Source organism: Bacillus sp. PK3_68 (genome assembly GCF_003600835.1).
In the GTDB taxonomy this organism is placed as follows: domain Bacteria; phylum Bacillota; class Bacilli; order Bacillales; family Domibacillaceae; genus Pseudobacillus.
In genome coordinates this window covers 2,246,366-2,271,461 of record NZ_NQYC01000001.1, presented here as the reverse complement: position 1 = coordinate 2,271,461, position 25,096 = coordinate 2,246,366, and the positions used below count along the sequence as shown (strand labels likewise).

Annotated in this window: 26 protein-coding genes and 1 pseudogene; 25 read left to right on the top strand and 2 right to left on the bottom strand. The window is 44.6% G+C overall.

Annotated features, from left to right (window positions below):
- Window positions 1-269: 269 nt before the first annotated feature.
- From CJ483_RS11680 to CJ483_RS11565, 25 genes and pseudogenes are all read left to right on the top strand, one after another.
- Complete coding sequence (locus CJ483_RS11680; RefSeq protein WP_120035129.1) at window positions 270-1,706, top strand: sensor histidine kinase; 1,437 nt, start codon at window positions 270-272, stop codon at window positions 1,704-1,706.
- Window positions 1,699-2,274: an ANTAR domain-containing response regulator gene (locus CJ483_RS11675; protein ID WP_120035127.1), complete on the top strand. Its 576-nt coding sequence runs from the start codon at window positions 1,699-1,701 to the stop codon at window positions 2,272-2,274. The genes CJ483_RS11680 and CJ483_RS11675 overlap by 8 nt, the downstream gene beginning before the upstream one ends.
- 113 nt (window positions 2,275-2,387) lie before the next feature.
- Window positions 2,388-3,671: an ethanolamine utilization protein EutH gene (gene eutH / locus CJ483_RS11670; RefSeq protein ID WP_120035125.1), complete on the top strand. Its 1,284-nt coding sequence runs from the start codon at window positions 2,388-2,390 to the stop codon at window positions 3,669-3,671.
- Window positions 3,672-3,682: 11 nt separating this feature from the next.
- Window positions 3,683-4,024 (top strand): ethanolamine utilization microcompartment protein EutS, encoded by a 342-nt coding sequence (gene eutS, locus CJ483_RS11665; protein ID WP_120035123.1) that lies wholly within the window; start codon window positions 3,683-3,685, stop codon window positions 4,022-4,024.
- A gap of 13 nt (window positions 4,025-4,037) precedes the next feature.
- Window positions 4,038-4,532, top strand: a complete 495-nt coding sequence (locus CJ483_RS11660; protein WP_120035121.1) for a EutP/PduV family microcompartment system protein — start codon at window positions 4,038-4,040, stop codon at window positions 4,530-4,532.
- 143 nt (window positions 4,533-4,675) lie between these two features.
- Window positions 4,676-6,121, top strand: coding sequence for an ethanolamine ammonia-lyase reactivating factor EutA (locus CJ483_RS11655; protein ID WP_259455624.1), 1,446 nt, complete (start codon window positions 4,676-4,678; stop codon window positions 6,119-6,121).
- A gap of 18 nt (window positions 6,122-6,139) precedes the next feature.
- A complete protein-coding gene (locus CJ483_RS11650; RefSeq protein ID WP_120035119.1) occupies window positions 6,140-7,504 on the top strand; it encodes an ethanolamine ammonia-lyase subunit EutB in 1,365 nt (454 codons plus the stop codon).
- Window positions 7,505-7,516: 12 nt separating this feature from the next.
- The gene (gene eutC / locus CJ483_RS11645; RefSeq protein WP_120035117.1) at window positions 7,517-8,464 is read left to right on the top strand and encodes an ethanolamine ammonia-lyase subunit EutC; all 948 of its coding nucleotides are present in this window, start codon (window positions 7,517-7,519) and stop codon (window positions 8,462-8,464) included.
- A gap of 15 nt (window positions 8,465-8,479) precedes the next feature.
- Window positions 8,480-9,133: an ethanolamine utilization microcompartment protein EutL gene (gene eutL / locus CJ483_RS11640; RefSeq protein ID WP_120035114.1), complete on the top strand. Its 654-nt coding sequence runs from the start codon at window positions 8,480-8,482 to the stop codon at window positions 9,131-9,133.
- A 38-nt stretch (window positions 9,134-9,171) separates the two neighbouring features.
- On the top strand, window positions 9,172-10,698 hold the full coding sequence (locus CJ483_RS11635) for an aldehyde dehydrogenase family protein (protein WP_120035112.1): 1,527 nt from the start codon (window positions 9,172-9,174) through the stop codon (window positions 10,696-10,698).
- 19 nt (window positions 10,699-10,717) lie between these two features.
- Complete coding sequence (eutM, locus tag CJ483_RS11630) at window positions 10,718-11,014, top strand: ethanolamine utilization microcompartment protein EutM (protein WP_041095247.1); 297 nt, start codon at window positions 10,718-10,720, stop codon at window positions 11,012-11,014.
- A 32-nt stretch (window positions 11,015-11,046) separates the two neighbouring features.
- Complete coding sequence (pduL, locus tag CJ483_RS11625) at window positions 11,047-11,901, top strand: phosphate propanoyltransferase (protein ID WP_120035110.1); 855 nt, start codon at window positions 11,047-11,049, stop codon at window positions 11,899-11,901.
- Window positions 11,902-11,913: 12 nt separating this feature from the next.
- A complete protein-coding gene (locus CJ483_RS11620; protein WP_120035108.1) occupies window positions 11,914-12,186 on the top strand; it encodes a EutN/CcmL family microcompartment protein in 273 nt (90 codons plus the stop codon).
- Window positions 12,187-12,201: 15 nt separating this feature from the next.
- Window positions 12,202-12,585: a BMC domain-containing protein gene (locus CJ483_RS11615; RefSeq protein WP_120035106.1), complete on the top strand. Its 384-nt coding sequence runs from the start codon at window positions 12,202-12,204 to the stop codon at window positions 12,583-12,585.
- Window positions 12,586-12,605: 20 nt separating this feature from the next.
- Window positions 12,606-13,547, top strand: a complete 942-nt coding sequence (gene mdh, locus CJ483_RS11610) for a malate dehydrogenase (protein ID WP_120035104.1) — start codon at window positions 12,606-12,608, stop codon at window positions 13,545-13,547.
- A 283-nt stretch (window positions 13,548-13,830) separates the two neighbouring features.
- Window positions 13,831-15,024, top strand: coding sequence for an NAD(P)/FAD-dependent oxidoreductase (locus tag CJ483_RS11605; RefSeq protein WP_120035102.1), 1,194 nt, complete (start codon window positions 13,831-13,833; stop codon window positions 15,022-15,024).
- A gap of 23 nt (window positions 15,025-15,047) precedes the next feature.
- Window positions 15,048-15,599 carry a helical membrane plugin domain-containing protein gene (locus CJ483_RS11600; RefSeq protein WP_120035099.1) on the top strand — a complete coding sequence of 184 codons (552 nt, stop codon included), beginning with the start codon at window positions 15,048-15,050 and terminating at the stop codon, window positions 15,597-15,599.
- Window positions 15,600-15,626: 27 nt separating this feature from the next.
- Complete coding sequence (locus CJ483_RS11595) at window positions 15,627-17,036, top strand: MBL fold metallo-hydrolase (protein WP_120035097.1); 1,410 nt, start codon at window positions 15,627-15,629, stop codon at window positions 17,034-17,036.
- 190 nt (window positions 17,037-17,226) lie between these two features.
- Window positions 17,227-18,279, top strand: a complete 1,053-nt coding sequence (locus CJ483_RS11590) for a PAS domain-containing sensor histidine kinase (RefSeq protein ID WP_120035095.1) — start codon at window positions 17,227-17,229, stop codon at window positions 18,277-18,279.
- A complete protein-coding gene (locus CJ483_RS11585) occupies window positions 18,260-18,895 on the top strand; it encodes a response regulator (protein WP_120035093.1) in 636 nt (211 codons plus the stop codon). Before CJ483_RS11590 ends, CJ483_RS11585 begins: the two co-directional genes overlap by 20 nt.
- Before the next feature lie 296 nt (window positions 18,896-19,191).
- Window positions 19,192-20,529, top strand: coding sequence for a cytochrome ubiquinol oxidase subunit I (locus CJ483_RS11580; protein ID WP_120035091.1), 1,338 nt, complete (start codon window positions 19,192-19,194; stop codon window positions 20,527-20,529).
- Window positions 20,519-21,531: pseudogene (locus CJ483_RS11575) on the top strand (cytochrome d ubiquinol oxidase subunit II). Before CJ483_RS11580 ends, CJ483_RS11575 begins: the two are co-directional and overlap by 11 nt.
- A gap of 13 nt (window positions 21,532-21,544) precedes the next feature.
- Window positions 21,545-21,643 (top strand): cytochrome bd oxidase small subunit CydS family protein, encoded by a 99-nt coding sequence (cydS, locus tag CJ483_RS25760; RefSeq protein WP_445324260.1) that lies wholly within the window; start codon window positions 21,545-21,547, stop codon window positions 21,641-21,643.
- Window positions 21,644-21,660: 17 nt separating this feature from the next.
- On the top strand, window positions 21,661-22,437 hold the full coding sequence (locus tag CJ483_RS11570) for a sulfite exporter TauE/SafE family protein (protein WP_120037972.1): 777 nt from the start codon (window positions 21,661-21,663) through the stop codon (window positions 22,435-22,437).
- A gap of 84 nt (window positions 22,438-22,521) precedes the next feature.
- Complete coding sequence (locus CJ483_RS11565; RefSeq protein WP_120035089.1) at window positions 22,522-23,319, top strand: YwqG family protein; 798 nt, start codon at window positions 22,522-22,524, stop codon at window positions 23,317-23,319.
- 39 nt (window positions 23,320-23,358) lie between these two features.
- Here CJ483_RS11565 and CJ483_RS11560 read toward each other — a convergent pair whose 3' ends face one another.
- Together CJ483_RS11560 and speE are read right to left on the bottom strand one after the other, a co-directional pair.
- Window positions 23,359-23,916, bottom strand: coding sequence for an O-acetyl-ADP-ribose deacetylase (locus CJ483_RS11560; RefSeq protein ID WP_120035087.1), 558 nt, complete (start codon window positions 23,914-23,916; stop codon window positions 23,359-23,361).
- Window positions 23,917-23,990: 74 nt separating this feature from the next.
- Window positions 23,991-24,803 (bottom strand): polyamine aminopropyltransferase, encoded by an 813-nt coding sequence (speE, locus tag CJ483_RS11555; protein ID WP_120035085.1) that lies wholly within the window; start codon window positions 24,801-24,803, stop codon window positions 23,991-23,993.
- Window positions 24,804-25,096 lie beyond the last annotated feature (293 nt).

Genomic DNA, 25,096 nt, shown 5'->3' with positions numbered 1-25,096 from the left:
TAAAATAGTTTTATAATATTTTGTTGTTTTTTGGAGTATTTGCGAATTTATGGCGCAGATGGAGAGGTTTCTATAGGCTTGAATGACTATCAGCAAAGAAGAGAGAAGGGGGATCTTCTTTTTATAAGGAAGAAATTCAAAAAAACAGCCCATCATATTTTGTCAGTTTTTTAAAAATGGATGATTGACACTTGCTTAATTTTTAAATTATACTGTGGATAATTATTTGGAATTTTATAAATATTGGTGGAATAGAGGGTTGTGTCCTATTGTTAAATTGTTCTCAAGTTGGCAGGCTGTGCCGCGAGCATACTTTGTTAGGCAAGAGGGATATCGAAAAGATTGAGGAAGTTTCACGGCAGCTTCAATTGATTGCCGATTTAACAGGAACGAATGTCTTCATAGATTGTCAGATGAAAGAACCCACTAATGCGATTGTTGTAGCGGAAGCTTCTCCTTCTACTGGTGAAACGCTCTATCATGAGCCGTATGTTGGTACAGTGGTCTATGAGCAATTTGAGCCTAGTGTATTTTTGGCTATGAGAGCAGGAAAAAGCATTCTCTTTAATAAAGCCGTGACACAAAGGGGGATTTTTGTAAAACAAAGTGTGGCCCCTATTAAAAATGACGATAACCAAGTGATTGGCATGCTTATTAAAGAGGAGCATGATCCTAAGGAAGTGCAGGAGATGAAATCGCTTTCTCATGCAACCGAGATGTTATGGGAGCTGTTCTTCGGCACGGATCATGAGCGTCCTGCCTTGTCAGATATTATGAAGGAGCACTTTATCCTTGTGGATTCTTCTATGAAAATAGTCTATGCAAATCCATCGGCCAAAAGTTTCATTACTGAGGTCTATAACTTAGATAAGTGTGAAGGAGAACCGGCAGAGCAGGTCCTGCCTTTTATTCAACCCGTCATTCATTCTAATAAGGACCTTGTAATTAAGGAAATTCAAGTATCTAAATTCTTTTTAGAGGTAAAAAAAGTAGACATCTACAAGGATGACAACGTGACGGGCATGTTGATCCTTATTCGTGATGTAACAGACTTGCGCATGAAAGAAAGAGAGCTCGTTGTTAAATCCGTCGTCATTAGAGAAATTCACCATCGGGTCAAAAACAACTTGCAGGCAGTAGCGAGCTTGCTGCGACTGCAAATCAGGAAAGGCGTATCCGAAGAAAGTCGAGGCTATTTAACGGATAGCTTGAACCGCGTGCTAAGCATTGCTTCTGTTTATGAAATTATTTTGGCAAATGATAACGTGGACGATGATGAAGTAGACATTGTCGGCTTGTCAAACAAAATTGCCCAAATGATCATTCAAAACGGCGGCTGTGACCAAGCGGATTTTCAGTTGAATTGTCGCGGAGAGCCGATCTTAGCTGATTCTAAAAAAGCTGTCTCGATTGCACTTGTTGTGAATGAGCTAGTACAAAATTCTATTAAACATGCATTTAAAAACCGTACTTCCGGAACAATTGATGTGAACTTTACTGAACAGAATGGCAAGATCACGTTAACGGTAGCCGATAATGGAGTGGGGATGAAGAAAGAAGTAAAGCGGTCACTGGGATTAGATATTGTAAAGAACTTAATTGAGCATGATTTATCCGGAGAATATTATATCGGGTCCTCCTCACAAGGAACCACTGTCATCGTGTCATTTACACTGGAGCAGGAGGGAGTAAAAGAGTATGAGTAAACGGATTTTACTAGTGGAAGACGAGTCGCTTATCCGTTTAGATATTTCCTCTATTTTGCAAGATAACGGGTATGAAGTAGTCGGAGAAGCAGGTGACGGGGAGAAGGCGGTGGAGCTAGCTTTTTCACTCAAGCCGGATTTGATTATTATGGATATTAAAATGCCTAAATTAAATGGATTAAAAGCAGGGAAGATTATTTCCAGCAAGCTGGATGTTCCTATTATTTTAGTGACCGCCTATAGTCAAAGAGAGTTTGTGGAAAAGTCCAAGCAGGCAAATGTAGTTGGCTATCTTGTCAAGCCGGTATCCGAGATGAACTTGCTGCCAGCTGTTGAAGTGGCACTGAACCAGGCTGCTAAGATGAAATCGATGCAGGAAGCAATTTTAGCAGCGAATGAGCAGGTGGAAAAACGCAAGCTTGTCGAGAGAGCGAAAGGGCTGCTCATGAAAAACTTGGTGATTTCCGAAGAAGAGGCCTACCAGAAAATGAGGAAATTCAGCATGAAACACCGGTTGTCGATGAACCAGACAGCTGATAAAATTATTGCTAAATATAAAGAGGTCTAATGACAAGTGAATAAATAATTAAGCACAGACGCTTAACGATGGTATGAAACCACCGGGAGGGGTCTGTTTTTTTATTGCATTTTATTTAAATTATTAAAAAAGGAGCGAGTTATATGAGCATGATTGGAAATATTGTCGTGTATATTATCATGACCTGTGCCGTGCTGGGAGCTTTTGCAGCTATTCGCAATCCAGAGGAAGGGCTTGGAAAAGAATTTATGAACGGCCTTCATACTGTCGGCCATATTTTTGTCCCGGCTGCAGGTATTATGGCCTCTATTCCATTTTTGTCCCGATTTATTGATTCAGTGATTGGGCCACTTTTTAATTCTGTCGGAGCGGATCCAGCTCTCGCAGCTACTGCCATATTGGCAACGGACATGGGAGGCTACCAATTAGCAAGCGTGCTAAAGGAAACATATGAAGGATGGATCATGGCTATGATCGTCGGCTACATGGCAGGCGCGACCATTGTGTTTTCAATTCCAATGGGGCTTGCCATGCTGGATAAACGAGACCATAAATACATGGCACTCGGAGTGATGTCAGGAGTATTAACGATCCCGATTGGAGCATTTATCGCCAGTGCCTTAACGCTTTTATTTAATACGAAAGTTCGTGATGTCATTGATACAACTAGTAATTCGACTTACGAGTTTGCTTTATCTTACGGTAAAATATTAGTGAATTTATTGCCGTTGCTCATTTTTGTAGTGGCCATTGCAGCGGGGCTGAAATTCTTCCCAAAAGCAATGATTCGCGGCTTTATGATTTTTGGGAAAGTGATGGATGCAGCAATTAAACTTGTCTTAGTCTTCTCTATCGTCGAAATCTTTACTGGTCTTTTCTCTACTTTATTCGGCGTATGGGGCTTTGATCCAATCATGGCTGATAAGAAAGACCAATTCCGTGCTTTAGAAACAGCAGGGTACATTGGCATCATGCTGGCTGGAGCGTTCCCAATGGTATATTTGCTTCGTAAATATGCAGCTAAGCCGTTAGAAGCAGGTGGCAGAAAAATTGGGCTTAGTTCAACCGGAAGCGCGGGTCTGCTTGCGACGATTGCCAATATATTGGCCATGTTCCAGCTCGTTCGTTACATGAGACCAAAAGACAAGGTGATCAACATTTCCTTTGCCGTTTGTGCAGCCTTTCTTTTAGGTGATCACTTATCTTTCACAGCTAACTTTCAGCCTAATTTAATTTTACCTGTTCTTATCGGGAAGATTTCTGCAGGGGTCGTTGCTATTGGTCTGGCTTACTGGTTATCGGTACCGACTGCCCTTCGTCTGGAAGAAGAGGACCGTGCAAACGGAACGATCCGCCCGGGTGAATATTTAGAAGAGGGAGAAGTAGTGGTAGATGGGAATACACAAACGCAAGAAACAGCACAATAGGAGGAAGACAAATGGGTGAAGAGAAACAACGATTTATCCAGGAATTCGTTCCTGGCAAGCAAATAACACTCAGCCACTTAATTGCCAATCCGGACCCCGATATGTATACAAAGCTCGGGATCCAGGAAGCGGGCGCCTTAGGGATACTGACGTTGACGCCAAGCGAGACAGTCATCATCGCCGGTGACCTTGCTACGAAGGCCGCCAGTGTGTCGATTGGCTTTCTCGATCGTTTTACAGGCAGTTTAGTCATCGTTGGCAGTGTGTCGGAAGTGGAAATGGCTATGATTGAAATTAATCGCTTTCTTTCCGAACAGCTCGGTTACACTTCTTCACCAATAACCAAATCGTGAGGAGAGGTGTGGAATGAAAAATAGAATCATGTTAATCGGTTCCATCGGAGCAGGCAAATCTACGTTAACCAATGCTTTGTTAAATAAACCAGTGAAAGCGGTGAAGACGCAGGCTCTTGTTTACCATGACTGGGTAGTAGATACACCTGGTGAATATACTGAGAATCCTTTATTCTATAAAAATATCATGGCGACAGCTTTAGAAGTGACACACGTCTTTTATATTCAGGATGCTACAGGAGATAAAATGGTGTTCCCTCCAGGATTTAGCTCTGGAATTCCTAAGTTGCCGGTAGGGGTGATTACGAAAGCAGATCATCCTGCTGCTAATATAGAAAGCACGATTCAGAAACTAAAGCAAGCGATAGCGGAAGGGCCGATTATTGTGACATCCGCCCTTTCCGGAAAAAACATCGATGTATTACGAGATCTTGCTGCCTGCTGCTCCCTGGAGGAAATGAAGGAGTATGCCGCTGCACACCAGCAGCTTGATTTCATTTTCAGGTGAAAACCTTTACAACAGATGACTTTTTAGTTATATTTAACATATTACATTCACAAAAGTATAGAAACAGGCAAAGGCGCCTCTGTTGAATTCGTTGCAAACGGATTCTCAGGGGCGTTTTTTGTTTTTTAAGGTGGTGCAAAAGTGTGAAAAGCCAAGCATCCCATGTAGAAACGTTGCTAAGTGCCGGCATTGATATGGGAACAAGCACAACGAAACTAGTAATCAGCCGTTTTTCGCTCATGAATATGGCCGGCGGAGCACACGTGCCAAGAATTGAAATCATCGATAAAGAAGTTCTATACCGCAGTCCGATTTTCCGGACCCCGTTAGTGTCCTCCACAGTCATCGATATGGACGCAGTTGAGAGCATCGTGAAAAGCGAGTACGAGAAAGCGGGTGTAAAACCAGATGACATTCAAACAGGCGCTGTTATTATTACCGGAGAAACGGCTACAAAGCAAAACGCAGAGGAAACGGTTCATCACTTGTCTGCTGTAGCTGGGGAGTTTTTAGTGGCAACTGCTGGTCCAGATTTAGAAGGCATCATTGCGGCTAAAGGCTCGGGAGCCTATAACTACTCGAAGCGAACAGGGAAGTCAGTGGCTAACATTGACATTGGAGGTGGAACGGCCAATCTTGCTGTCTATGAAGATGGCAAGCTGGCAGGTACGTGCACACTTCACATCGGTGGTCGACTTATTGAGTTCAAAGATAAAAAGGTTCATAGCATTTCCCCACCTGTTGAAAGGCTGATCCGACAGGAAGGCTGGTCGCTGCAAGAGGGTGACAATAAAGACCATCCTGATATTCATAAGGTGACAGAATACATGGCAGCGGTCATCGGAAGGGTGTTGAACAAGTCGATGATAAGCGGGGATGAAGTTCTCTTGTTAGGCCATCCTCCGCAATGGGCCGGCGAGATTGACGCGATTATTTTTTCTGGCGGCGTATCAGAGTGCATGTATCAAATAGAAGATCCAACTGCTTCTCCTGCTGTTTATGATGATATCGGCATAGAGATTGCCCAAGCGATGATGAAGGAAGAGAGCCTGAAGCTTTATGAGTGGAGAAGGCCAGATGAAACAGTGCGGGCGACTGTTCTTGGAGCAGGGACGCAAACGACTGATATTAGCGGAGCTACCATTCAAGTAGAGCGCAGTCAGCTTCCTCAAAAAAATCTTCCGGTCTTTGAAGTTTCATTTGAAGGGGAAGCTTCAACGGGGGTAACCAAGTTGCGCAGCGGCATGGAAGAAGCCATTTCTATATATGACCCTAGAAACGAGGGGCAGAATTTTGTCCTCTACTTAACTAATTTACCGCATCTTAAATTTAGAGATGTTCAGTCTATTGCCCAGGAGCTTGTCAGGTGCCGGTGGCTAAAGCCAAACCCACTGCAGCCGTTCATTATTGCGTTGCAGAGTGATCATGCAAAAGTTCTTGGACAGACATTGCAGGCGTTAAAGCCGGATGAAAGTGTGCTGTGCATCGATCAAATTGAGGTGGAACAAGGCGATTACATGGACATCGGCCAGGTTCTTGAATCAGGAGTAGTGCCTGTAGTCATTAAAACACTCACTTTCCATTCATAAAGTAAGGAGGCAGGCAAATTGAAGCTTAAAACAACGATTGGCGGGAAGACCTTTCAATTTAACGATTTGAAAGATCTTTTCGCAAAAGCAAATGAGGAAAAATCCGGGGATCGGCTGGCAGGCATTGCAGCAGAAACGGTACAAGAGCGGATAGCAGCTAAGTCTGTTTTAAGTGACATCACTTTAGCTGATATTCGCAACAATCCGCTTATTGAAGCAGAAAAAGATGAAGTGTCTTTCATTATTGAAAAAGATATAAATGAACCCATTTATAAGCACATGCAGAACTGGTCGGTTGCTGAACTACGTGAATATATTTTAGATGACGAAACCGGAGATAGGGAGTTAAAGCGTATCAGCCAGGGGCTAACGAGTGAAATGATCGCAGCCGTCGCAAAGTTAATGTCCAATTTGGATCTTGTTCATGCGGCAAGCAAATTGGAGATTTTATCTACATGTAATATTACTATTGGACAGCGAGGCACACTTGCTTCAAGACTGCAGCCAAATCATCCAACAGATAACATCGAGGGAATGGTTGCTTCGCTGAAGGATGGTCTGTCTTATGGAGTTGGCGATGCGGTAATCGGCATTAACCCGGTAGACGATTCTGTTGAAAGCGTCAAAAGGCTGTTGCAAGCGAGCCACGAGTTCATTGAGGAATGGAAGATTCCAACACAAAATTGTGTGCTTGCACATGTTACTACTCAAATGAAAGCCATCGAAAGAGGAGCCCCGGCTGATATGATTTTCCAAAGCATCGCTGGGACGGAAAAGGCAAACCGCTCCTTCGGCATCTCGGCTCCGCTCCTTCATGAAGCAGCAGACATGGCCAAAAAACTTGGAACAAGTTCGGGTCCTGAGCGTCTTTACTTCGAAACCGGACAAGGCTCGGAGTTATCAGCAGAAGCTCATTACGGCATTGATCAAATGACGCTTGAATCAAGAAACTATGGATTTGCAAGACACTATAATCCTTATATTGTAAACACGGTTGTCGGCTTTATTGGCCCAGAATATTTGTACAACAACAAGCAGGTCATCCGCGCGGGTCTTGAAGACCACTTTATGGGGAAAATGCACGGCCTGCCAATGGGAGTGGACATTTGTTATACGAATCATATACGTGCCGATCAAAACGACATTGAAGACCTCGGAGTGCTCTTAACAGCAGCGGGGGTAAATTTCATTATTGCTACTCCAATGGGTGATGATTGTATGCTGAACTATCAGTCAATGAGCTATCATGACATCGCTACATTGCGACAGACGCTCGGCAAATCGCCTTCTCCTGAATTTGCTGAATGGCTTGAGAAAATGGGGATTTTTGAGAACGGCAGACTGAGCAAATATGCAGGTGATCCGACAATATTTTTCAAATAGGGGGCGAGGGGAATGAAGGAAGAATTAATTGCTTCGATTACGAAGCTCGTTGTAGAGAAGCTTAGCCAGGAACAGCCGCCTGAAGAACCCGAAATCTCTTTATGGAGCAAGAAGCCAAAAGCTCCTGCACCAGCTGAAGCAGTTCAATCAGGGCCGGAGAAGGTTCAGTTTAAACCTCTTCAGGCGGAACGGGCAAAGCGGGACAATCCGGTATCCAGGCAGCTGCTCTCTGATTCTGCAAAATTAGAAAAAAAGGAACAGCAACTTGAAGAGCTTCGCAAGAAAACACCATCGCGGATTGCTGTTGGCCGGGCTGGCAGCCGTCCAAGAACGAGCACATGGCTTCAGTTTCGTTTCGATCATGCAGCAGCAGTGGACGCGGTATACGGGGAAGTCTCTCCCGATGTATTAGAGAACCTGGGCGTTTTTTCTGTTCAGACGAGAGTGAAGGATAAGGAAGAATATATTCGTCGTCCAGATTATGGCCGCCAGCTGTCAGACGAAGCGAGGGAGATAATTAAAGAACGCTGTCAAGCTTCGCCTACGGTACAAATTGTTATTTCTAACGGATTGAGCGCTAAAGCGGTGGAAGCAAATATAGAAGATGTCTACCTGTCTTTACAGCAGTCGCTCAGTAACTTGAAGATCGATATAGGAACGACGTTCTATGTTGACAAAGGCCGGGTTGCTTTAATGGATGAAATCGGTGAAATTCTAACACCTGATGTGGTCGTTATGCTGATTGGTGAACGACCAGGTCTTGTGAGTGCAGAGTCACTGAGTGCTTACATGTGTTATAAGCCGAGAAAAGGTGTCATTGAAGCTGACCGGATGGTCGTTTCCAATATTCACAAAGGCGGCATTCCGCCGGTTGAAGCAGGTGCCTATCTCGGAACCGTCGTTCAAAAAATCCTAAAACACCAAGCTAGTGGTGTATCACTCGTCAAAAAAGAAGGCTAGGAGGTGGAACAAGCTATGCACTTACCTCGTGTAAAAGCTGAAATTCTCGCTGTGCGGGTTATTCCGAATGTGGATCAAGGCTTGGCGGAAAAGTTTAAGCTGAAAAGCCATCACCGCAGCCTCGGAATGTTTACGGTTACGAGCGATGACATTGGCTACACGGCACTGGACGAGGCGACGAAGTACGCAGATGTCGATGTCGTGTACGCCAAATCTTTTTATGCAGGAGCCAATTATTCGTCTGGCCCATTATCTGGAGAAATGATCGGCATTCTGGCTGGACCGACGCCGGAGCAAGTAAGAAGCGGACTGGAAGCAGTGGAGACGACAATTGAATCCGGCGCTTTCTTTGAAGCGTTAAATGAGGAAGAAAGCCATCTATTATACGCTCATGTCGTCTCAAGGACCGGAAGCTATTTATCGTCTTTAGCTGGAATTAATGAAGGAGATGCGCTAGCCTATTTAATCGCTCCGCCTCTTGAAGCAATTTACGGGCTGGATGCAGCATTGAAGGCAGCGGATGTGGATATTTGCGAACTGTTCGAACCTCCCTCGGAAACGAATTATGGCGGCGGCTTGTTAACAGGAAGCCAATCAGCTTGCCGAGCAGCTGCCGATGCGTTTCGGGAAACGATTATCGAACTGGCAAAAAATCCGCTTCGCTACTGACAGATTAAGTAGGGAAAGCCTTGAAGGAGTGTGAAAGTATGTCTGTAGCAATCGATCGCGACTTGCTTGCCATTCAGGAAATGCGGGAAGCGGTTAGGAAAGCAAAAGAAGCTCAGTTACGTTATATGTCTTACTCACAGGAACAGGTGGACCAGATTGTTAAAGCAGTAGCCGATGCGGCTTTCGCCATGTCTCAGGAGCTGGCTGTGCTGGCTGTAGAGGAAACGGGCATGGGGGTAGCTGAACATAAAAAGATAAAAAATGAAGTAGGGTCCAAAGCGGTATATGAATCAATTAAAGATGAAAAGACTGTCGGCATCATCAGAGAAGACAAGGAAAAGAAAGTAGTGGAAATTGCTGCACCGTTTGGCGTAGTGGCCGCTATTATTCCGACAACGAATCCGACATCGACCGCTTTCTTTAAAACATTAATTGCGCTAAAAACACGCAATGCCATCGTTGTTAGCCCTCATCCTTATGCGGTGAAATGCACGATTGAAGCGCTGAAGGTTTGCGAGCAGGCAGCAGTGGGAGCAGGTGCACCAGAGGGATTGATCGGCTGGCTATCCTACGCATCGATGGAGGCAACTCAGTCACTGATGAAGCATCCGGATGTTCACTTAATTTTGGCGACAGGCGGCGGAGGGCTTGTAAAAGCCGCTTACAGCTCAGGAAAGCCAGCTTACGGAGTGGGGCCTGGAAACGTGCCGGTCTATCTGGAAAAGACAGCCAATATTGAAAAGTCAGTGTCTATGATTGTAGACAGCAAATCATTTGATTATGGAACGATTTGTGCAACAGAGCAGGCAATCATTGTGGACGAAAGCATCTTAGCTGTGACACTGCGCGAGTTAAAAAACAATGGGGCTTACTTATTGAATAAAGAAGAAAAGGCCCGTATGGAAAAGGTAATTTCTCCGGTGCCTGGCAAGGTCAACCCGAAAATTGTTGGCAGAAGCCCGCAATACATTGCTGAACTGGCCGGTATTCATATTGACGATTCCATTCGGTTATTCGTCGCAGAAGAAACCGAAATTGGCAAGGAAGTGCCTTTTTCTTTAGAGAAACTCTCCCCTATTTTTGCGCTATATACAGCAAAAAACAAAGCCGAGGCAAAGCAATTATGCAGCCGTCTTCTGGATTTAGGTGGCCGTGGCCACAGCTTATCGATTCATACAGAAGATGACGCATTGGCACGAGAATTTGCCCTTGACATGCCAGTCTCCAGAATTTTAGTCAATACATTATCTTCTGTTGGAGCCGTCGGCGGCACGACCGGGCTTGCCCCGTCCATGACACTTGGCTGCGGGTCATTTGGTGGCAATATTACCTCTGACAATATCACAGCCCGTCATTTGCTCAATATTAAGCGGATGGCCTATGGAATTAAAGAGGTGAGCCTTCCGAAAAAAGGAAGAGGATCATCATCCAGCTTGCCAACAGGAAACGCAGATACCGAGCAGATTGTAAAAAGTGTGATCGCTGCAATGGGAAAAAGTGCAAAAGTAAATGTAGAAGAAGTCGCGGAACTAGTCAATAAAGTCATTGAACAATACAGCAAATAAAAATTAGGAGGAATGTAAAATGGCAAGAGAAATGACAGCATTAGGAATGATCGAAACAAAAGGATTAGTTGCTTCAATTGAAGCAGCAGACGCAATGGTGAAAGCAGCAAGTGTTCACTTAGTTGGAAAAGTTCATGTTGGTGGCGGTATCGTTACCGTATTAGTACGCGGCGATGTAGGCGCAGTAAAAGCGGCAACAGATGCAGGAGCAGCTGCTGCTCAGCGTGTTGGAGAGTTGAATTCTGTCCACGTTATCCCACGCCCGCATAATGAATTGGAGTCTATTTTGCCAAAAGCCCCAGAAATCGTAGAGTAAGCAAAGAAGTGTAAGAGGAGAGGTGAACGCTCATGGATTCAGAATGGATTCAATCCATTGTGGAAGAGGTAATCCAACAGTTGGGCAGAAAAGAGCTGGCACAAAGGCCAAATCACATTCCAATCGCTGTATCGGCCCGTCATGTTCATCTGTCTGAACAGCACTTGGCTGCTTTATTCGGCCCGTCTTATGCACTGAAGAAAAAAAGTGATTTGTCACAGCCGAATCAGTTTGCTGCAGAAGAAACAGTTATTTTATCAGGTCCGAAAGGCGCGATCGAACGGGTTCGCGTACTCGGGCCTTCCCGCCATCTTACCCAAGTGGAAATAAGTCAAACAGATGCGTTCAAACTTGGACTTAAGCCGCCGATCCGGCAATCTGGTGATATTCAAGGATCTTCTCCAATTACCATTATCGGTCCGAAAGGCAGTGTCTATCTGCCAGAGGGATTGATTATTGCACAGGCACATATTCATATGGCGCCAGAGGATGCGGAGCGCTTTCAAGTGCAGGATGGCCAGTACGTTCAAGTCAGGGCGGAAACAGAACGGCCGGTCACTTTTGAAAAGGTACTTATTCGTGTATCGCCTTCTTACCGCTTGGAAATGCATATCGATACCGATGAAGCCAATGCAGGCTTTATCCGCTCTGGACAAGTAGGCGAAATAATTGTTGAAGGCCAAAGGCAGCCTGTCCAAGCTGCTCCTGTAGTGCTGCAGGAAAAGCCAGTGCTAAGCACTGTTTTTGAAGGCAAGCTCTTATCTCAGCATGAAGTCAAACAAATGAATGAAGAAGTGATTCGTGTTGGAAAAGGAACAATCGTTACCCCTTTAGCCAAAGACACAGCACGTGAGTTAGGAAAAAAAATCCAGGTGATCGACAAGTAGGGCGGTGAGGAGATGAGAATGGGAACTGTTATTGGGAATGTATGGGCGACAAGAAAAGAAGATGGACTTACTGGATTAAAGCTATTGTTTGTCCAGCCTATCCATCCTGATGGTTCATCTATCCATACACCAATTATTGCAGCTGATAGAATTGGAGCGGGCATAGGTGATCAGGTGATCATTACAGAAGGAGGATCGGCCCGATTTATTATGCCGGACAATCCTCTTCCGATTGACGCTGTCGTTATTGGAATTGTCGATTCCACTGAGATTGTACAACAGTAGAAAGGAGTGGGATGGATGCCAAAAGCTATTGGAATGATTGAGACACGCGGATTAGTTGGTTCAATTGAGGCGGCAGACGCCATGTTGAAAGCGGCAAACGTTGAATTAGTCAATCAGGAAAAAATTGATGGTGCCCTCGTTACCGTTCTCGTAGAAGGAGACGTAGGCGCTGTCCAGGCAGCAGTTGATGCTGGAAAAGAAGCAGCAGCACGTGTTGGAGAGTTGGTTTCTGCCCATGTCATCCCCCGTATGGATGAAGAAACATATGGGATGGTTCAACGACGAAAGCAACTAAATCAAGCTTCTGAAATAGAAGAAAAGTCTGCTGTTAAGCCGGCTCCTGCTTCTAATCGTACGAATCGGAAGAAAGCTGACCCAGCCCCTAAAAAAGAAGAATAAGGTAGAAAGGAGCAAATGCCATGGCATTTAAGCGTCCAAAGATTGCGGTGATCGGTGCAGGCTTTACCGGGGCAACAACTGCTTTAATGATCGCCCAAAAAGAGTTGGGAGACGTTATTCTAGTTGATACACCTGAACAAAGCAATCCGACAAAAGGAAAAGCGCTCGATTTGCTGGAAGCCGGCCCTGTACAAAAGTTTAATGCGAAGATTAAAGGGACAGCTGATTATAAGGAGATTCAAGGCGCAGACATGGTGATCATTACGGCGGGCATTGCTAGAAAGCCAGGTATGAGCCGTGATGACCTGGTTTCGACGAATGCTAAAATTATGCGTTCCATCTCGCAAAAGGTGAAGGAATATGCCCCGGACAGCTTTATCCTCGTGTTAAGTAACCCAGTCGATGCAATGACATATGTTTGTTACCAAACAACTAATTTTCCAAAAAACAGGGTGATTGGTCAATCGGGAGTACTCGATACAGCGAGATTCAACACATTTGTTGCCGAAGAATTAAATATCTCTGTGGAAGACATTTCTGGATTTGTCCTTGGTGGACACGGAGATGATATGGTTCCCCTCGTCCGTTATTCATACGCGGGAGGCATTCCATTGGAAAAAATTATCCCGAGTGATCGGCTGGAAGCCATTGTGGAAAGAACAAGAAAAGGCGGCGGCGAAATCGTCAACTTGCTTGGAAACGGAAGTGCGTACTATGCTCCGGCTGCTTCTCTTGTGACAATGGCGGAAGCGATCATCCGTGATAAAAAAAGAATTCTTCCATCCATTGCTTATCTGGAGGGAGAATACGGCTACCGGGGTTTATATCTGGGTGTGCCGACGATTATCGGGGGAGAAGGCATTGAAAGCATCATTGAATTGCCGCTTACCGCTGAAGAAAAAGCTGCTCTCGATAAATCGGTTCATTCCGTTAAACAAGTGATGGCTATTCTGGAAAATTGATAGAAACTATTCGCAGCATGGTTGAGGAGAGCAGAAAATCAAGGCCCTCTTGCAGTTTAATAGTTAAAGTGGAAACTTCTTTGTAGAAGATTTGTTTGTTAGTAACAAATCAACTTCTACAAAGGAGTTTTTTTATTTCAGAAAAAGCTGGCTCTATTAAATATAGGGGGAACCCCCTATAGTATCACGAATAAGTATCTTCTATCATGAATATATAAGCACAGAGTTACTCACAGGGACAGAGCTTGTACTTGTCATTATTCTAACTGGGAGGAAGATAAAGATGAGTGAACACTATCGTATTGTCATCGTTGGCGGGGGCTCAGCAGGCATTAGCACCGCTGCTAGATTGTTGAATGGAATAAAATCGCTTGCGAACGATGTAGCCATTATTGATCCAGCAGATAAGCATTATTATCAGCCGCTGTGGACGTTAGTTGGCGGGGGAGCAGCCAAGAAAGAAGATACAGAACGCAGCATGGAGGAGGTTATTCCGGAAGGAGCCGTTTGGATACAACAAGCCGTTGCTTCTTTTACTCCTGAAGAAAATAAGATTCAGTTAGCGAATCGGGAGTCTCTTTCTTACGATTATTTAGTTGTAGCAGCTGGAATCGAAATCCACTGGGAGGGCGTGAAAGGCTTGAGAGAAGCCCTCGGCAAAGGCGGAGTCTGCAGCAACTATTCGTATGAGTATACAGATTATACGTGGGAAGCGATCCGCACATTTAAAGGCGGCAATGCCGTGTTTACGCATCCGGCCACACCAGTAAAATGCGGGGGAGCTCCGCAAAAAATTATGTATTTGGCGGAAGATCATTTTAGCCGCACGGGGTTTAGAGAACAGACAAACGTTATTTTTGGTTCGGCCAACCCGGCGATTTTTGATGTTCAGAAATACCGTGAAACATTAGAAAAAGTGGTGGCCCGCAAAAAAATTGATGCCCGCTTTCGTGAAAACTTAGTTGAAATCCGGTCAGCCCAAAAAGAAGCGGTATTTGAAAATATAGATACGAAAAAGCAAACAACAGTGAAATACGACATGCTCCATGTCACTCCGCCCATGCGCGCGCCTGGCTTTATCCGTGAAAGCTCTTTAGCAGGGGAAGCAGGCTGGGTCGATGTTCATCCAAATACACTTCAGCACCATAAGTATGAAAATGTGTTTGCCCTTGGCGATTGTGCGGATCTGCCAACGTCCAAAACCGGCGCAGCGATCCGTAAGCAGGCTCCAGTTGTAGCGGAAAATATGCTTGCCCTCATAAAAGAAGAGCCGATGAAGGCAGCATATGATGGGTACAGCTCTTGTCCACTTGTAACAGGCTACAATAGCTTAGTATTAGCGGAGTTTAAATATGGAAAAATACCGAGCGAATCTTTTCCGATCAATCAGGCGAAAGAAAGACGCAGTATGTATATGATGAAAAAAGATTTGCTGCCCATTATGTATTGGGATGGCATGTTGAAAGGGATTATGTAACAGCGGGAAGGGAGTGGAGAGAAATGACGGTTTCAATTTCAAAACAGGACTGGGTCGATGAGTTAAACAAACCGGAAGTGCAGGCTTCTCTTCAAAAGCTGATTGAAAAACTGCCCGATTTAACAGCAAAGATAGAGCAGGCAGACCAGTTATTAACCTTTGGACAATCTGTTCTGGAAGATGAACATACGATGGAAAAAGTGAAAAAGAAGATTGACGGTATAAATATCGATATGAACACACTGGAAGCTGCCCTTCGTTTGCTGGAGAAACTGCCTCTATTGTTAGAACTGATGGAAAAGCTGGAGACAGTTGTTCGATTTGTGGAAAATGTATTAGCTGATGAAAAGTCCATCGCTTATTTGCAAAATAGTGTGGAAGAATATACAGAACCGATTCGTGAGAAAGTGGAAAAAGGTCAATCTCTATGGGAAGAAGTACAAGCAAAAGCAGAGGCGAATGCACAGCATATTTCTCTCTTTACCGTATTAAAGTGGATGAAAGATCCATCGGTGCAGCGAGTATTATCTTATGTGCAAGCACTGATTGAAACATTGCCTAAAAAGACTCAATAGAAGCAGAAAACAGGGAGAGTGACGGACATGTTATTGCGTTATTTTTATGATGAAAAGCTAGCTCATGCTTCGTATTTAATCGGCTGTCAAAAAACAGGGGAATCACTTGTTATTGATGCATCCCGCAATATTGAACAATATGTCGAGACGGCTAACAAAGAAGGGCTGAAGCTGACAGCTGCAGCAGAAACACACATCCATGCGGACTTTGTGGCAGGTTCTCGTGAGATAGCCGAACGGTTTGGGGCAAAAATGTATGTATCCGATGAAGGGGACGAAAATTGGAAATACCAAAATCTTGAAAGGATTGATCATCAGCTGTTGAAAGATGGTGATACGTTTAAAGTCGGAAACCTCACATTGGAAGTGATGCATACACCGGGGCACACACCAGAAAGCATTTCTTTTATCCTGACAGATCACGGCGGCGGTGCCGATCGTCCAATGGGGATTTTTACCGGCGACTTTGTGTTTGTCGGTGATGTGGGCCGCCCCGACTTATTGGAAAAAGCAGCAGGGTACAGCGGAACAGCAGATCAAGGGGCAAAGCAAATGTTTACCTCTATTCAACGCTTTAAGCAGCTTCCTGACTATTTACAAGTATGGCCGGCTCATGGAGCGGGAAGCGCGTGTGGTAAAGCATTAGGGGCGATTCCCTCCTCGACAGTCGGCTATGAAAAGATGTTTAACTGGGCAATGAAATGTAACGATGAAGCGGCTTTTGTGAAAGCTTTGCTCGATGGCCAGCCTGAGCCTCCTAAGTATTTCGCTATCATGAAGCATGTGAACAAAGTTGGTCCGGCTTTGCTGAAGAATGTGACGGTGCCTGTTGAAGAGATGGATGCTTCTGCCCTTCATGAATGGCTTAAGCAAGATATGGTTATTGATACGCGTTCGGCGGCTGAATTTGCTAAAGAACATATTCCAGGAACGGTAAATATTCCGTTTAATAAATCATTTACAAACTGGGCTGGCTGGCTCGTGAACTATGAAGCCCCGCTTTATCTGTTGATTGAGGAAGGTCAACTTTCTGAGATATTAATAGGGCTTCGCTCCATTGGGATCGACCGTATAGAAGGCTATATGAATGTGAAAACCGCTTTAGTTCAAGCTTCTAAATTAGAAAGTTATATGAATGTAGAGCCTGTGGAAATGCAGGAAGCAGTAGAAAAAGGAGAAGTGGCTGTACTGGATGTCCGGAATCAATCAGAATGGGACGCCGGACATATTCCGGGAGCCGTTCACATGATGCTCGGCACACTGCCGGATCGCTTAGAGGAAGTGCCGCAAGATCAGCCGCTTCTTATTCAATGCGGTTCAGGTGTGCGGTCTGCGATTGCGGCGAGCATTTTACAGGCGAATGGATTCAAAGAGATAAAAAACCTTTTAGGGGGCTTTTCACGCTGGAAGAAAGACGTGCCACAGCTCGTAAAATAACGGTTCTTTCCTACAAGACAGTTGCTTGTTCAATCAGTTTTAAGAAAGCATATCGTTGATCAAGAAGCGGAAATCAATCTTCTCCTTGGGAGGACCGACATAAAAGAATAAACGAAACCGCCGGCAGACGTGAATCACCGGCGGTTTTTCGCTTACAATAGTGGAAAAGAAAAATGAAAGGATCAGGCCAATGGAACAGTATCCGGTAGACCCAAAATACTTGAATCAAATATTTGAATATATTCAAGACGGCATTATCGTTATGGATCAAAACCGTGAAATCTTGCTGATGAACCCTGCAGCCGGTCGGCTCACTGGCTGGGCGGTCGGCGAGCATGTTCCTTTTTGCTCTTATTGTAAGGAACGAAAGGCTGAAGCGGGCGAAAACCGCTGTTATTTAATTGCACGCAATGAAGTGCCATATTTTTTATCGCAAATGCCTGTTTACCACGGAAAAAAGCTTGACGTCGAGATGAGTACGGCTTTGATTTACCAGGATCAGGACCACCAAGAAAAAGAGTATTTGCTCGTATTGCGCGATCAAACCCTGCGGCAAAAGGAAGAGGAAGTCCGGCTGTCGAAAATGATGATTAAGCGTTTGATCGAGGTGCAGGAGCGGGAGCATAAGCGGCTGGCTCATGAGCTTCATGATGGAATCAGTCAGTCGCTCTACACTATCTCTGTTGCATTGCAGGCGATTGAATCGACCATTCAGGCTGATGAGCGGCTTCATGATTATGTTAATGAGGTGCGGGCAGAGCTCCAGCGCGCGATGTCAGACATTAAAGCGTATTCCCACCAGCTTCGGCCGACGAGCTTGGACGGGCTGGGACTCGTTTCCGCGTTGGAAACGTTAATCCATACAGTTCAATCCACTTCTTCTTTATCGATTGAACTGAAGACCAATATTAGCGGCCGGTTGCCCTCGGCAGTGGAGATCAATGTCTACCGAGTTATACAAGAGGGTCTTCATAATATCGTGAAGTATGCAGAAGCGAAAAAAGTCTATTTATTGCTCGTAGAAGATCAAGGGCGATTGATTGTAGAAGTCCATGATGATGGGAAGGGCTTTGATCTAGAACAGGCCAAAGGCGGGCTCGGGCTAGAACATATGCGTGAGCGGATCGAGCAGCTGAACGGCCATTTTCATATTGAATCCGCACCGGGTAAAGGAACAACCATTTTAGCGAAAATGATGTTAGATGAAAGCGGGGAAGAGATCGATGAAAGTCATGGTAGTTGATGATCATGATTTAATCAGGAAAGGGATCATTTTACTGTTAGAAAGCTATGCGGATATTGAAGTGGCGGCTGATGCAGGAGACGGTCACGAAGCGCTCGTTCTGGCGATGCAGAAAGAGCCGGATGTCGTCTTGATGGACATTTCCATGCCGAATGGACTGGATGGGTTTACAACAACGAAACAGCTTCTTCAGCAGCAGCCAACTATGAAAGTCGTGCTGTTAACGATGCACGATGAAGAGGCGTATATTCGCAAGGCGATCCAGTCGGGAGCCCATGGCTATATTTTAAAGAAAAGCCAAGGGAGTGATTTGTATGAAGCAATTTATAATGTGCATCAAGGGCACCGTTATTACCGAACCGACTTAAGCGAAGAGCAAATTGACAAGATGATGAAAGAAAAAGAAAAGCCGTCTTCCCCGTTAACACTAAGAGAGCAGGAGGTTTTGCGGCTGACGGTGCTCGGTTATACGAATAAAGAAATCGCTGAAAAGCTGCATATTAGCGCAAAAACCGTCGAAAATCATAAAGCGAATATTATGAACAAGCTGGATTTGAAGCAAAAACATGAAATGATTCAATATGGCATTAAAAACTATTTTTCCGATATTCATTAAAGAACGCTGGCTATCGTGTTCAAGAGGATGTTCCAAAGCAACATAGGAACATCCTCTTTTTATGCTTTCGCTCCAAACCTTCATAAAGTAGTCAAAAACGCGAGAGGGATAGGGGGATGCCCCTATGTCTCGGTGCTCGCTTTCTTTCTATACTGAAAGGGAAAGGCGATTTCTTATCAATCACAGTAGAAAGGAAGAGATACGATGAAAAAAAGAGAAACAGCTTATTTCTGGACAGCGATGATGGTAGCTCTTGGTAGTATACTCAGCTTGATGATGATCTAGGAGGGGGAAATATGTCATATGATGCTGTTTTATATAGTCGTATATTAACCGAGATGACACTCGCTTTTCATATTTTGTTCGCTACGATCGGTGTCGGCGTGCCGGTGATGATCGCGCTCGCCCAGTGGATGGGATTGAAGCATAATGATGCTCACTACTTATTGCTCGCCCGCCGCTGGACACGGGGATTTACGATTACCGTTGCGGTCGGAGTTGTAACCGGGACAGCGATTGGGCTGCAGCTCAGTCTGCTCTGGCCTTCCTTTATGGAACAAGCGGGACAGTTAATCGCGCTGCCGCTTTTTATGGAAACGTTCGCCTTTTTCTTTGAAGCGATCTTTTTAGGGATTTACTTATACACATGGGACCGGTTTAAGAATCCGAAACTTCACTTGCTGCTGCTTGTTCCGGTTGTAATCGGCTCTTCCATGTCCGCTTTTTTCATTACAGCTGTAAATGCGTTTATGAACACACCGCAAGGGTTTGATCTTGTCAACGGAGTGTTTGTGAACGTTGAACCGCTTAAAGCAATGTTTAATCCGGCCGTCCCAACGAAAGTAGGGCATGTGCTCGTATCGGCATACATGACGTCCGCCTTTATATTAGCGGCGCTTGCCGCTTATCATCTGCTTCGCGGCAGAAAGCATAGCTATTATAAAAAAGCGTTGCGGATCACATTAATTCCTGCATTAGTTTTTTCAATCGCTACGGCGCTTGTCGGCGATTTATCCGGAAAGTTCTTGGCAGAATACCAGCCGGAGAAACTTGCTGCCGCAGAGTGGCACTTTGAAACGGAAGGAGAAGCCCCGCTAATTTTGTTCGGGAAATTGGATGAAGAACAAAAGGTGAGCGGTGCGGTCAAAATTCCATGGGCTTTAAGCATTTTAGCAGGGAGCTTGCCAAGCACGGAGGTGGTCGGGCTTAATGAGTTTCCAGAAGATGAACGTCCGCCGTTGTATATTCATTACTTGTTCGATGTTATGGTCACATTAGGCATGGTGTTGCTCTTGATTTCTTTCACTTATGTTGTGTTGTCAAAATGGAAGCCAAAGAAGATGTATAATAAATGGCTGCTGAGAGCGGTTGTGCTGTCTGCTCCGCTTTCATTGATCGCCATTGAGGTCGGCTGGATTTTCGCTGAAGTGGGCCGTCAGCCATGGATCTTACGTGGCTATTTGAAAACAGTGGAAGCGGCTACGTCTTCTCCTCATGTGGATACAATGATTATGGCATTCGGTGCTTTATATGTTCTTCTAGGTGTAGGGGCAGTCGTGGTCCTGCGCAACATGTTTAAGAACAATCCTGCAGAGGAGGAACTAGAGGCAAGGGGGAATTTACATGTCTCTTGAGTTGTTAGGTATCAGTGTGTTGTGGCTCTTTTTGTTCGGTTATGTTATCGTCGCTTCTGTTGATTTTGGAGCTGGTTTCTTTAGTCTGTACAGTGATTGGACGGGACAGAAGCATGTTCTTCACAAAATGATTCAGCGCTATCTTTCCCCGGTATGGGAAGTGACGAATGTGTTTCTCGTTTTCTTCTTTGTGGGCATCGTCGGCTTTTTTCCGAAGACGGCCTATTACTTTGGTTCCGCCCTGTTAGTGCCAGCGAGCGTTTCAATTATATTGCTGGCGATCCGCGGCTCCTACTATGCCTTCGGTACGTACGGGTCAAAAGAAAATAAGCTTTATAGTTTTATATACGGAATCACCGGTGTATTAATTCCAGCTTCGCTGACGACAGTGTTAACCATTTCCGAGGGGGATTCTTGGACATTACGGACACCGGTGTTCACTTGAAAATGACAGAGCTGTTAACGAGTTCATACTCATGGAGCGTTGTGTTGATTTCTCTTGTAAGTGTGCTATTTATATCGGCTGCTTTTTTAACATATTATGCACGGAAGGCAGAGGATTACAAGGCTGAACAGCTTGTCCGCCGCTACACGCTCGGCTGGAGTGCTCCTTCGGTCATCGCGGCGATTATCGTCTTCTATGCTCTTCGTTCACATAACCCTGAGCACTTCGCCCGGATGGTCGATTTTTCCTGGATGTTCGTTGCTTCGCTCGGCTTTTTCGTTACCGCGCTTGCTTTATTTTACAAACGAAAGGCATACGGCACTGCTTTTTTAGCGGTCATGCTCCAATATTTCACCGCTTTTCTGGCATACGGGATCTCTCATTATCCTTATCTGCTGTACCCGGTGCTGACAATCTACGATGGGTTTACGAATAAAACGATGGCGATTTATTTAGTTGTGGCGTTTATTGCCGGACTGCTGCTTTTAATTCCGGCGCTGTACCTGCTGCTGAGACTGTTTTTATTTAACCGCCAATATGTAAAAGGAATGGAATAGGAGGGATGGACCCATGCATCATTTTTTGATTATGTATACTCCTGTTCTTATAGTGATCGCTTCCTTGGTGAGCGTTTTTGCCTGGGGGGCGAAACAGAAAAAACTTGATTGAATATGGGAGTGGTAGAAATGGATCTTTCTTATTGGCTTGTTATTTTTCTCATCGGTTTTATCGGGTCGTTCATTTCGGGAATGGTCGGAATTGGTGGCTCGATTATTAAATACCCGATGCTGCTGTATATTCCGCCGCTTCTTGGATTTGCTGCTTTTACCGCTCATGAAGTGTCGGGGATTAGTGCGGTGCAAGTGTTTTTTGCGACCATTGCCGGCGTTTGGGCGTACCGAAAGAGTGAGTATTTAAATAAAAAGTTGATTATATACATGGGGGGAGCTGTCCTGCTCGGAAGCTTTGTCGGCGGTTTTGGCTCTGAGAGATTGTCAGAGGAAGTCATCAATGTCGTCTACGGCGTGTTGGCTGCACTCGCTGCTATCATGATGTTCGTGCCGAAAAAGAACCTGGACGACCGGCCGATGAGTGAAGTGACGTTTAACGGCTGGCTCGCCGCCGGTCTTGCTTTTGTCGTCGGCATTGGAGCGGGGATTGTCGGAGCGGCCGGAGCATTTTTGTTAGTGCCGATTATGCTTGTCATCTTGAGAATTCCGACTCGGATGACGATTGCTAGCTCTTTAGCTATCACCTTTATTTCATCCATCGGCTCAACGGCTGGAAAGCTCATGACCGGCCAGGTGCTGTTCGTGCCGGCCGTTATTATGATTATTGCTAGTGTGATTGCCTCACCGCTTGGCGCTAAAGCCGGCCAAAAAATGAATACGAAAATTTTACAATGGCTGCTGGCGATCCTGATTGCCGCGACAGCTATTAAAATTTGGCTCGATATTTTGTAAAACTTTTCCTTGCAATCGGAAAATTCCAAGTATAAAATAGGAACGTATGTTTCTGTTTGGTGATTCAGGGAAGGGGTGTTTTCTATGTCTGCTGATCGTAGCCTTAATTTGCCGAAAGAATTGGAACCGTATCGAGAAGAGCTGGAGCAGACGGTGGAGCCGGTAGTAAAGATTGCAGGCCTCCGTACGAGCACGGGTTTGCTTGATAGTAAGTTTGGCGGTCATCCGTATTTGCCTAAAAATATGGAGCATCCGAAAGATGAGAACGGGGTCTATCTCCAGCTGCTGGCTCAAATTAACTTTGCCGAAGTACCGCCAATGAAGGACTTTCCAAAGAAGGGCATCTTGCAATTTTACATTGCGCCAGAGGATGATTTGTTAGGAATGGATTTCGAGGACGGAACAAGCCAGAAGGATTTTCGAATTCTTTATCATGCGGATGTTACGGATGATCGGTCAAAGCTTACAACTGATTTTAACTACATAAAGCCCGGAGAAGAAGAATTCTTTCCGGTGACACATGAAATTAAATTATCATTTGAATTAGACGAGGAGCCTATATCTGAAGGTGATTACCGCATGGAGCAACTTTCCATTGATTTAGAGGAAATGAGCAGCGGCACGGAATTGGGTGAAATCTATGCAGAGGCCTTTGGAGCCACAGGATCGAAAATCGGCGGCTATCCTTTTTTTACTCAGGAAGACCCGCGCAGTTACAGGGAAAAGTATCAGAATCACAATGTGCTGCTGCTTCAGGTGGATACAGATACGGATCTTGATATCATGTGGGGAGACAGTGGAGTCGGAAACTTTTTTATCACAAAAGAAGATTTGCGGAACCTTAACTTCACAAATGTTCTCTACAACTGGGATTGTTATTAACTGAAGGAGATGAGAGGCTAAATAGCCTCTCATCTCTTTTTAATGTTTCTCAATCAATGGTTGAAGTGCGGATTCGTACACATGATAATCCTGAGGAGAGAAGAGCGTCATTACAACCTCACTAAACGAATAATTTTGCAAAAAATGAACGATCGTTTGGAGAGCCGTTGCTGAAGCCAGCCTAATAGGAAACCGATAGACGCCTGTAGAGATAGAGGGAAAAGAAATGCTCGTTATTTCCTTTTCCATAGCAAGCTGTAAGGCGTTTTGATAGCAGTTTGACAGCAGAGCTTCTTCATTCTGCGTATTTTCGTGCCAGATCGGTCCAACTGTGTGAATCACATAGCGCGCGGGAAGGTTATATCCGTTTGTAATAACTGCTTCTCCTGTCGGTAAGTACGCTCCTTTTAATGCTTCTTCGAGAATTTTTCTGCATTCCTCAAGCAATTCTTTGCCAGCGGCGGTGTGAATGGCTCCATCCACACCGCCGCCTCCGAGCAATGATCCATTCGCCGCATTGACGATAGCCTCTGTCGTTTGTTTTGTAATGTCTCCTGTCACCAGTTTCAGAGAATTGCCGTTAACCTTCACTTCCATTGTGTCACTCCCTTAACTAGTTTTGTCATGAAATAAAGAGCGGGTACCGTTAATTTTAACGGTACCCGGTTTGATTACTTTTTATCATTCAACATGAATTGAGGCAGGGCAAAGCTTGCTTCTAAGATATCCTTGTTGAAATATTTCGTCGTTTCTTCATAGTCTGGCTGAGTAAAGGATTGATGTTTTTTGGAGGCAAGAGTAAAGCTCCAAAGACCGCCGGGATAAGTTGGAACGACAGCTGTATATGGTTTTACAATAGGAAATAACTGATTTAAAGATTGATAAGTATTTTGCATTGTTTCTTTATAGAAAATCGGTGATTCACTCTGGCAAACCATCAAACCGTCTTCTTTCAATGCATCGAAGACGTTTTTATAAAAACCGAATTCGAATAATTCAGTTGCGGGTCCGACTGGATCAGATGAATCAACAATGATCACATCAAATTCGTTTGTGTGTTCTTTCATGTATTGAATGCCATCTGCAAAAATATAATGGACACGATCGTCTTCAAGTCCGGCAGAAACGCCTTTTAGGTGCTCTTTGCTCGCTTTGACAACGAGTTCATCAATTTCACAGAAATAAAGCTCTTTAACACTTGTATACTTAATAATTTCTCTGGCTGCGCCGCAGTCGCCGCCACCAATAATTAACACTTTTTTCGGTTCGGGATGGATATGGAGCGGAACATGGGTGATCATTTCATTATAAATGTATCCATCTTTCTCAGTTGATTGTACAACTCCGTCCAGCACGAGCATTTTTCCAAAATCATAGGTATCAAGAACCATAATATGCTGGAAAGGAGACTGCGCTGTGAAAATGATCTCTTTGATACGGTAGCTTACTTTTAAGTTATCCCGATCATCTTCCACAAGCCACATTTCCCCCTCGATATTTTTATGTATTGGTTAACTTTTTCCTCCTTCATAACGGTAACCTCCTAGTACTTTTTCGTTTCTACCGCCCATCTTATACAATCCCTTGTCCAATGTCTATTCTTTTTCCTAGTTTTAAAAATTATAGGCTTCTATCATCATGAAAAATCATCAAAACTGAAAGTGAGATTGCAATTTTGAAAGAAAACGAAACGGTTCTTGCTATTTTTGTAAATGTAAAACAAGAGAAAAGAGCTATTTAATAGGTACAAAGATAGGATCAAAAATAATTTGAGATA

Excerpts from the sequence above, each read along its gene's own strand:
- CJ483_RS11675 (WP_120035127.1), top strand. The coding sequence starts at position 1,699 with ATGAGTAAACGGATTTTACTAGTGGAAGACGAGTCGCTTATCCGTTTA.
- eutH (WP_120035125.1), top strand. The coding sequence starts at position 2,388 with ATGAGCATGATTGGAAATATTGTCGTGTATATTATCATGACCTGTGCC.
- eutS (WP_120035123.1), top strand. The coding sequence starts at position 3,683 with ATGGGTGAAGAGAAACAACGATTTATCCAGGAATTCGTTCCTGGCAAG.
- CJ483_RS11660 (WP_120035121.1), top strand. The coding sequence starts at position 4,038 with ATGAAAAATAGAATCATGTTAATCGGTTCCATCGGAGCAGGCAAATCT.
- eutC (WP_120035117.1), top strand. The coding sequence starts at position 7,517 with ATGAAGGAAGAATTAATTGCTTCGATTACGAAGCTCGTTGTAGAGAAG.
- eutL (WP_120035114.1), top strand. The coding sequence starts at position 8,480 with ATGCACTTACCTCGTGTAAAAGCTGAAATTCTCGCTGTGCGGGTTATT.
- CJ483_RS11635 (WP_120035112.1), top strand. The coding sequence starts at position 9,172 with ATGTCTGTAGCAATCGATCGCGACTTGCTTGCCATTCAGGAAATGCGG.
- eutM (WP_041095247.1), top strand. The coding sequence starts at position 10,718 with ATGGCAAGAGAAATGACAGCATTAGGAATGATCGAAACAAAAGGATTA.
- pduL (WP_120035110.1), top strand. The coding sequence starts at position 11,047 with ATGGATTCAGAATGGATTCAATCCATTGTGGAAGAGGTAATCCAACAG.
- CJ483_RS11620 (WP_120035108.1), top strand. The coding sequence starts at position 11,914 with ATGAGAATGGGAACTGTTATTGGGAATGTATGGGCGACAAGAAAAGAA.
- CJ483_RS11615 (WP_120035106.1), top strand. The coding sequence starts at position 12,202 with ATGCCAAAAGCTATTGGAATGATTGAGACACGCGGATTAGTTGGTTCA.
- mdh (WP_120035104.1), top strand. The coding sequence starts at position 12,606 with ATGGCATTTAAGCGTCCAAAGATTGCGGTGATCGGTGCAGGCTTTACC.
- CJ483_RS11605 (WP_120035102.1), top strand. The coding sequence starts at position 13,831 with ATGAGTGAACACTATCGTATTGTCATCGTTGGCGGGGGCTCAGCAGGC.
- CJ483_RS11600 (WP_120035099.1), top strand. The coding sequence starts at position 15,048 with ATGACGGTTTCAATTTCAAAACAGGACTGGGTCGATGAGTTAAACAAA.
- CJ483_RS11595 (WP_120035097.1), top strand. The coding sequence starts at position 15,627 with ATGTTATTGCGTTATTTTTATGATGAAAAGCTAGCTCATGCTTCGTAT.
- CJ483_RS11590 (WP_120035095.1), top strand. The coding sequence starts at position 17,227 with ATGGAACAGTATCCGGTAGACCCAAAATACTTGAATCAAATATTTGAA.
- CJ483_RS11585 (WP_120035093.1), top strand. The coding sequence starts at position 18,260 with ATGAAAGTCATGGTAGTTGATGATCATGATTTAATCAGGAAAGGGATC.
- CJ483_RS11580 (WP_120035091.1), top strand. The coding sequence starts at position 19,192 with ATGTCATATGATGCTGTTTTATATAGTCGTATATTAACCGAGATGACA.
- cydS (WP_445324260.1), top strand. The coding sequence starts at position 21,545 with ATGCATCATTTTTTGATTATGTATACTCCTGTTCTTATAGTGATCGCT.
- CJ483_RS11570 (WP_120037972.1), top strand. The coding sequence starts at position 21,661 with ATGGATCTTTCTTATTGGCTTGTTATTTTTCTCATCGGTTTTATCGGG.
- CJ483_RS11565 (WP_120035089.1), top strand. The coding sequence starts at position 22,522 with ATGTCTGCTGATCGTAGCCTTAATTTGCCGAAAGAATTGGAACCGTAT.
- CJ483_RS11560 (WP_120035087.1), bottom strand. The coding sequence starts at position 23,916 with ATGGAAGTGAAGGTTAACGGCAATTCTCTGAAACTGGTGACAGGAGAC.
- speE (WP_120035085.1), bottom strand. The coding sequence starts at position 24,803 with ATGTGGCTTGTGGAAGATGATCGGGATAACTTAAAAGTAAGCTACCGT.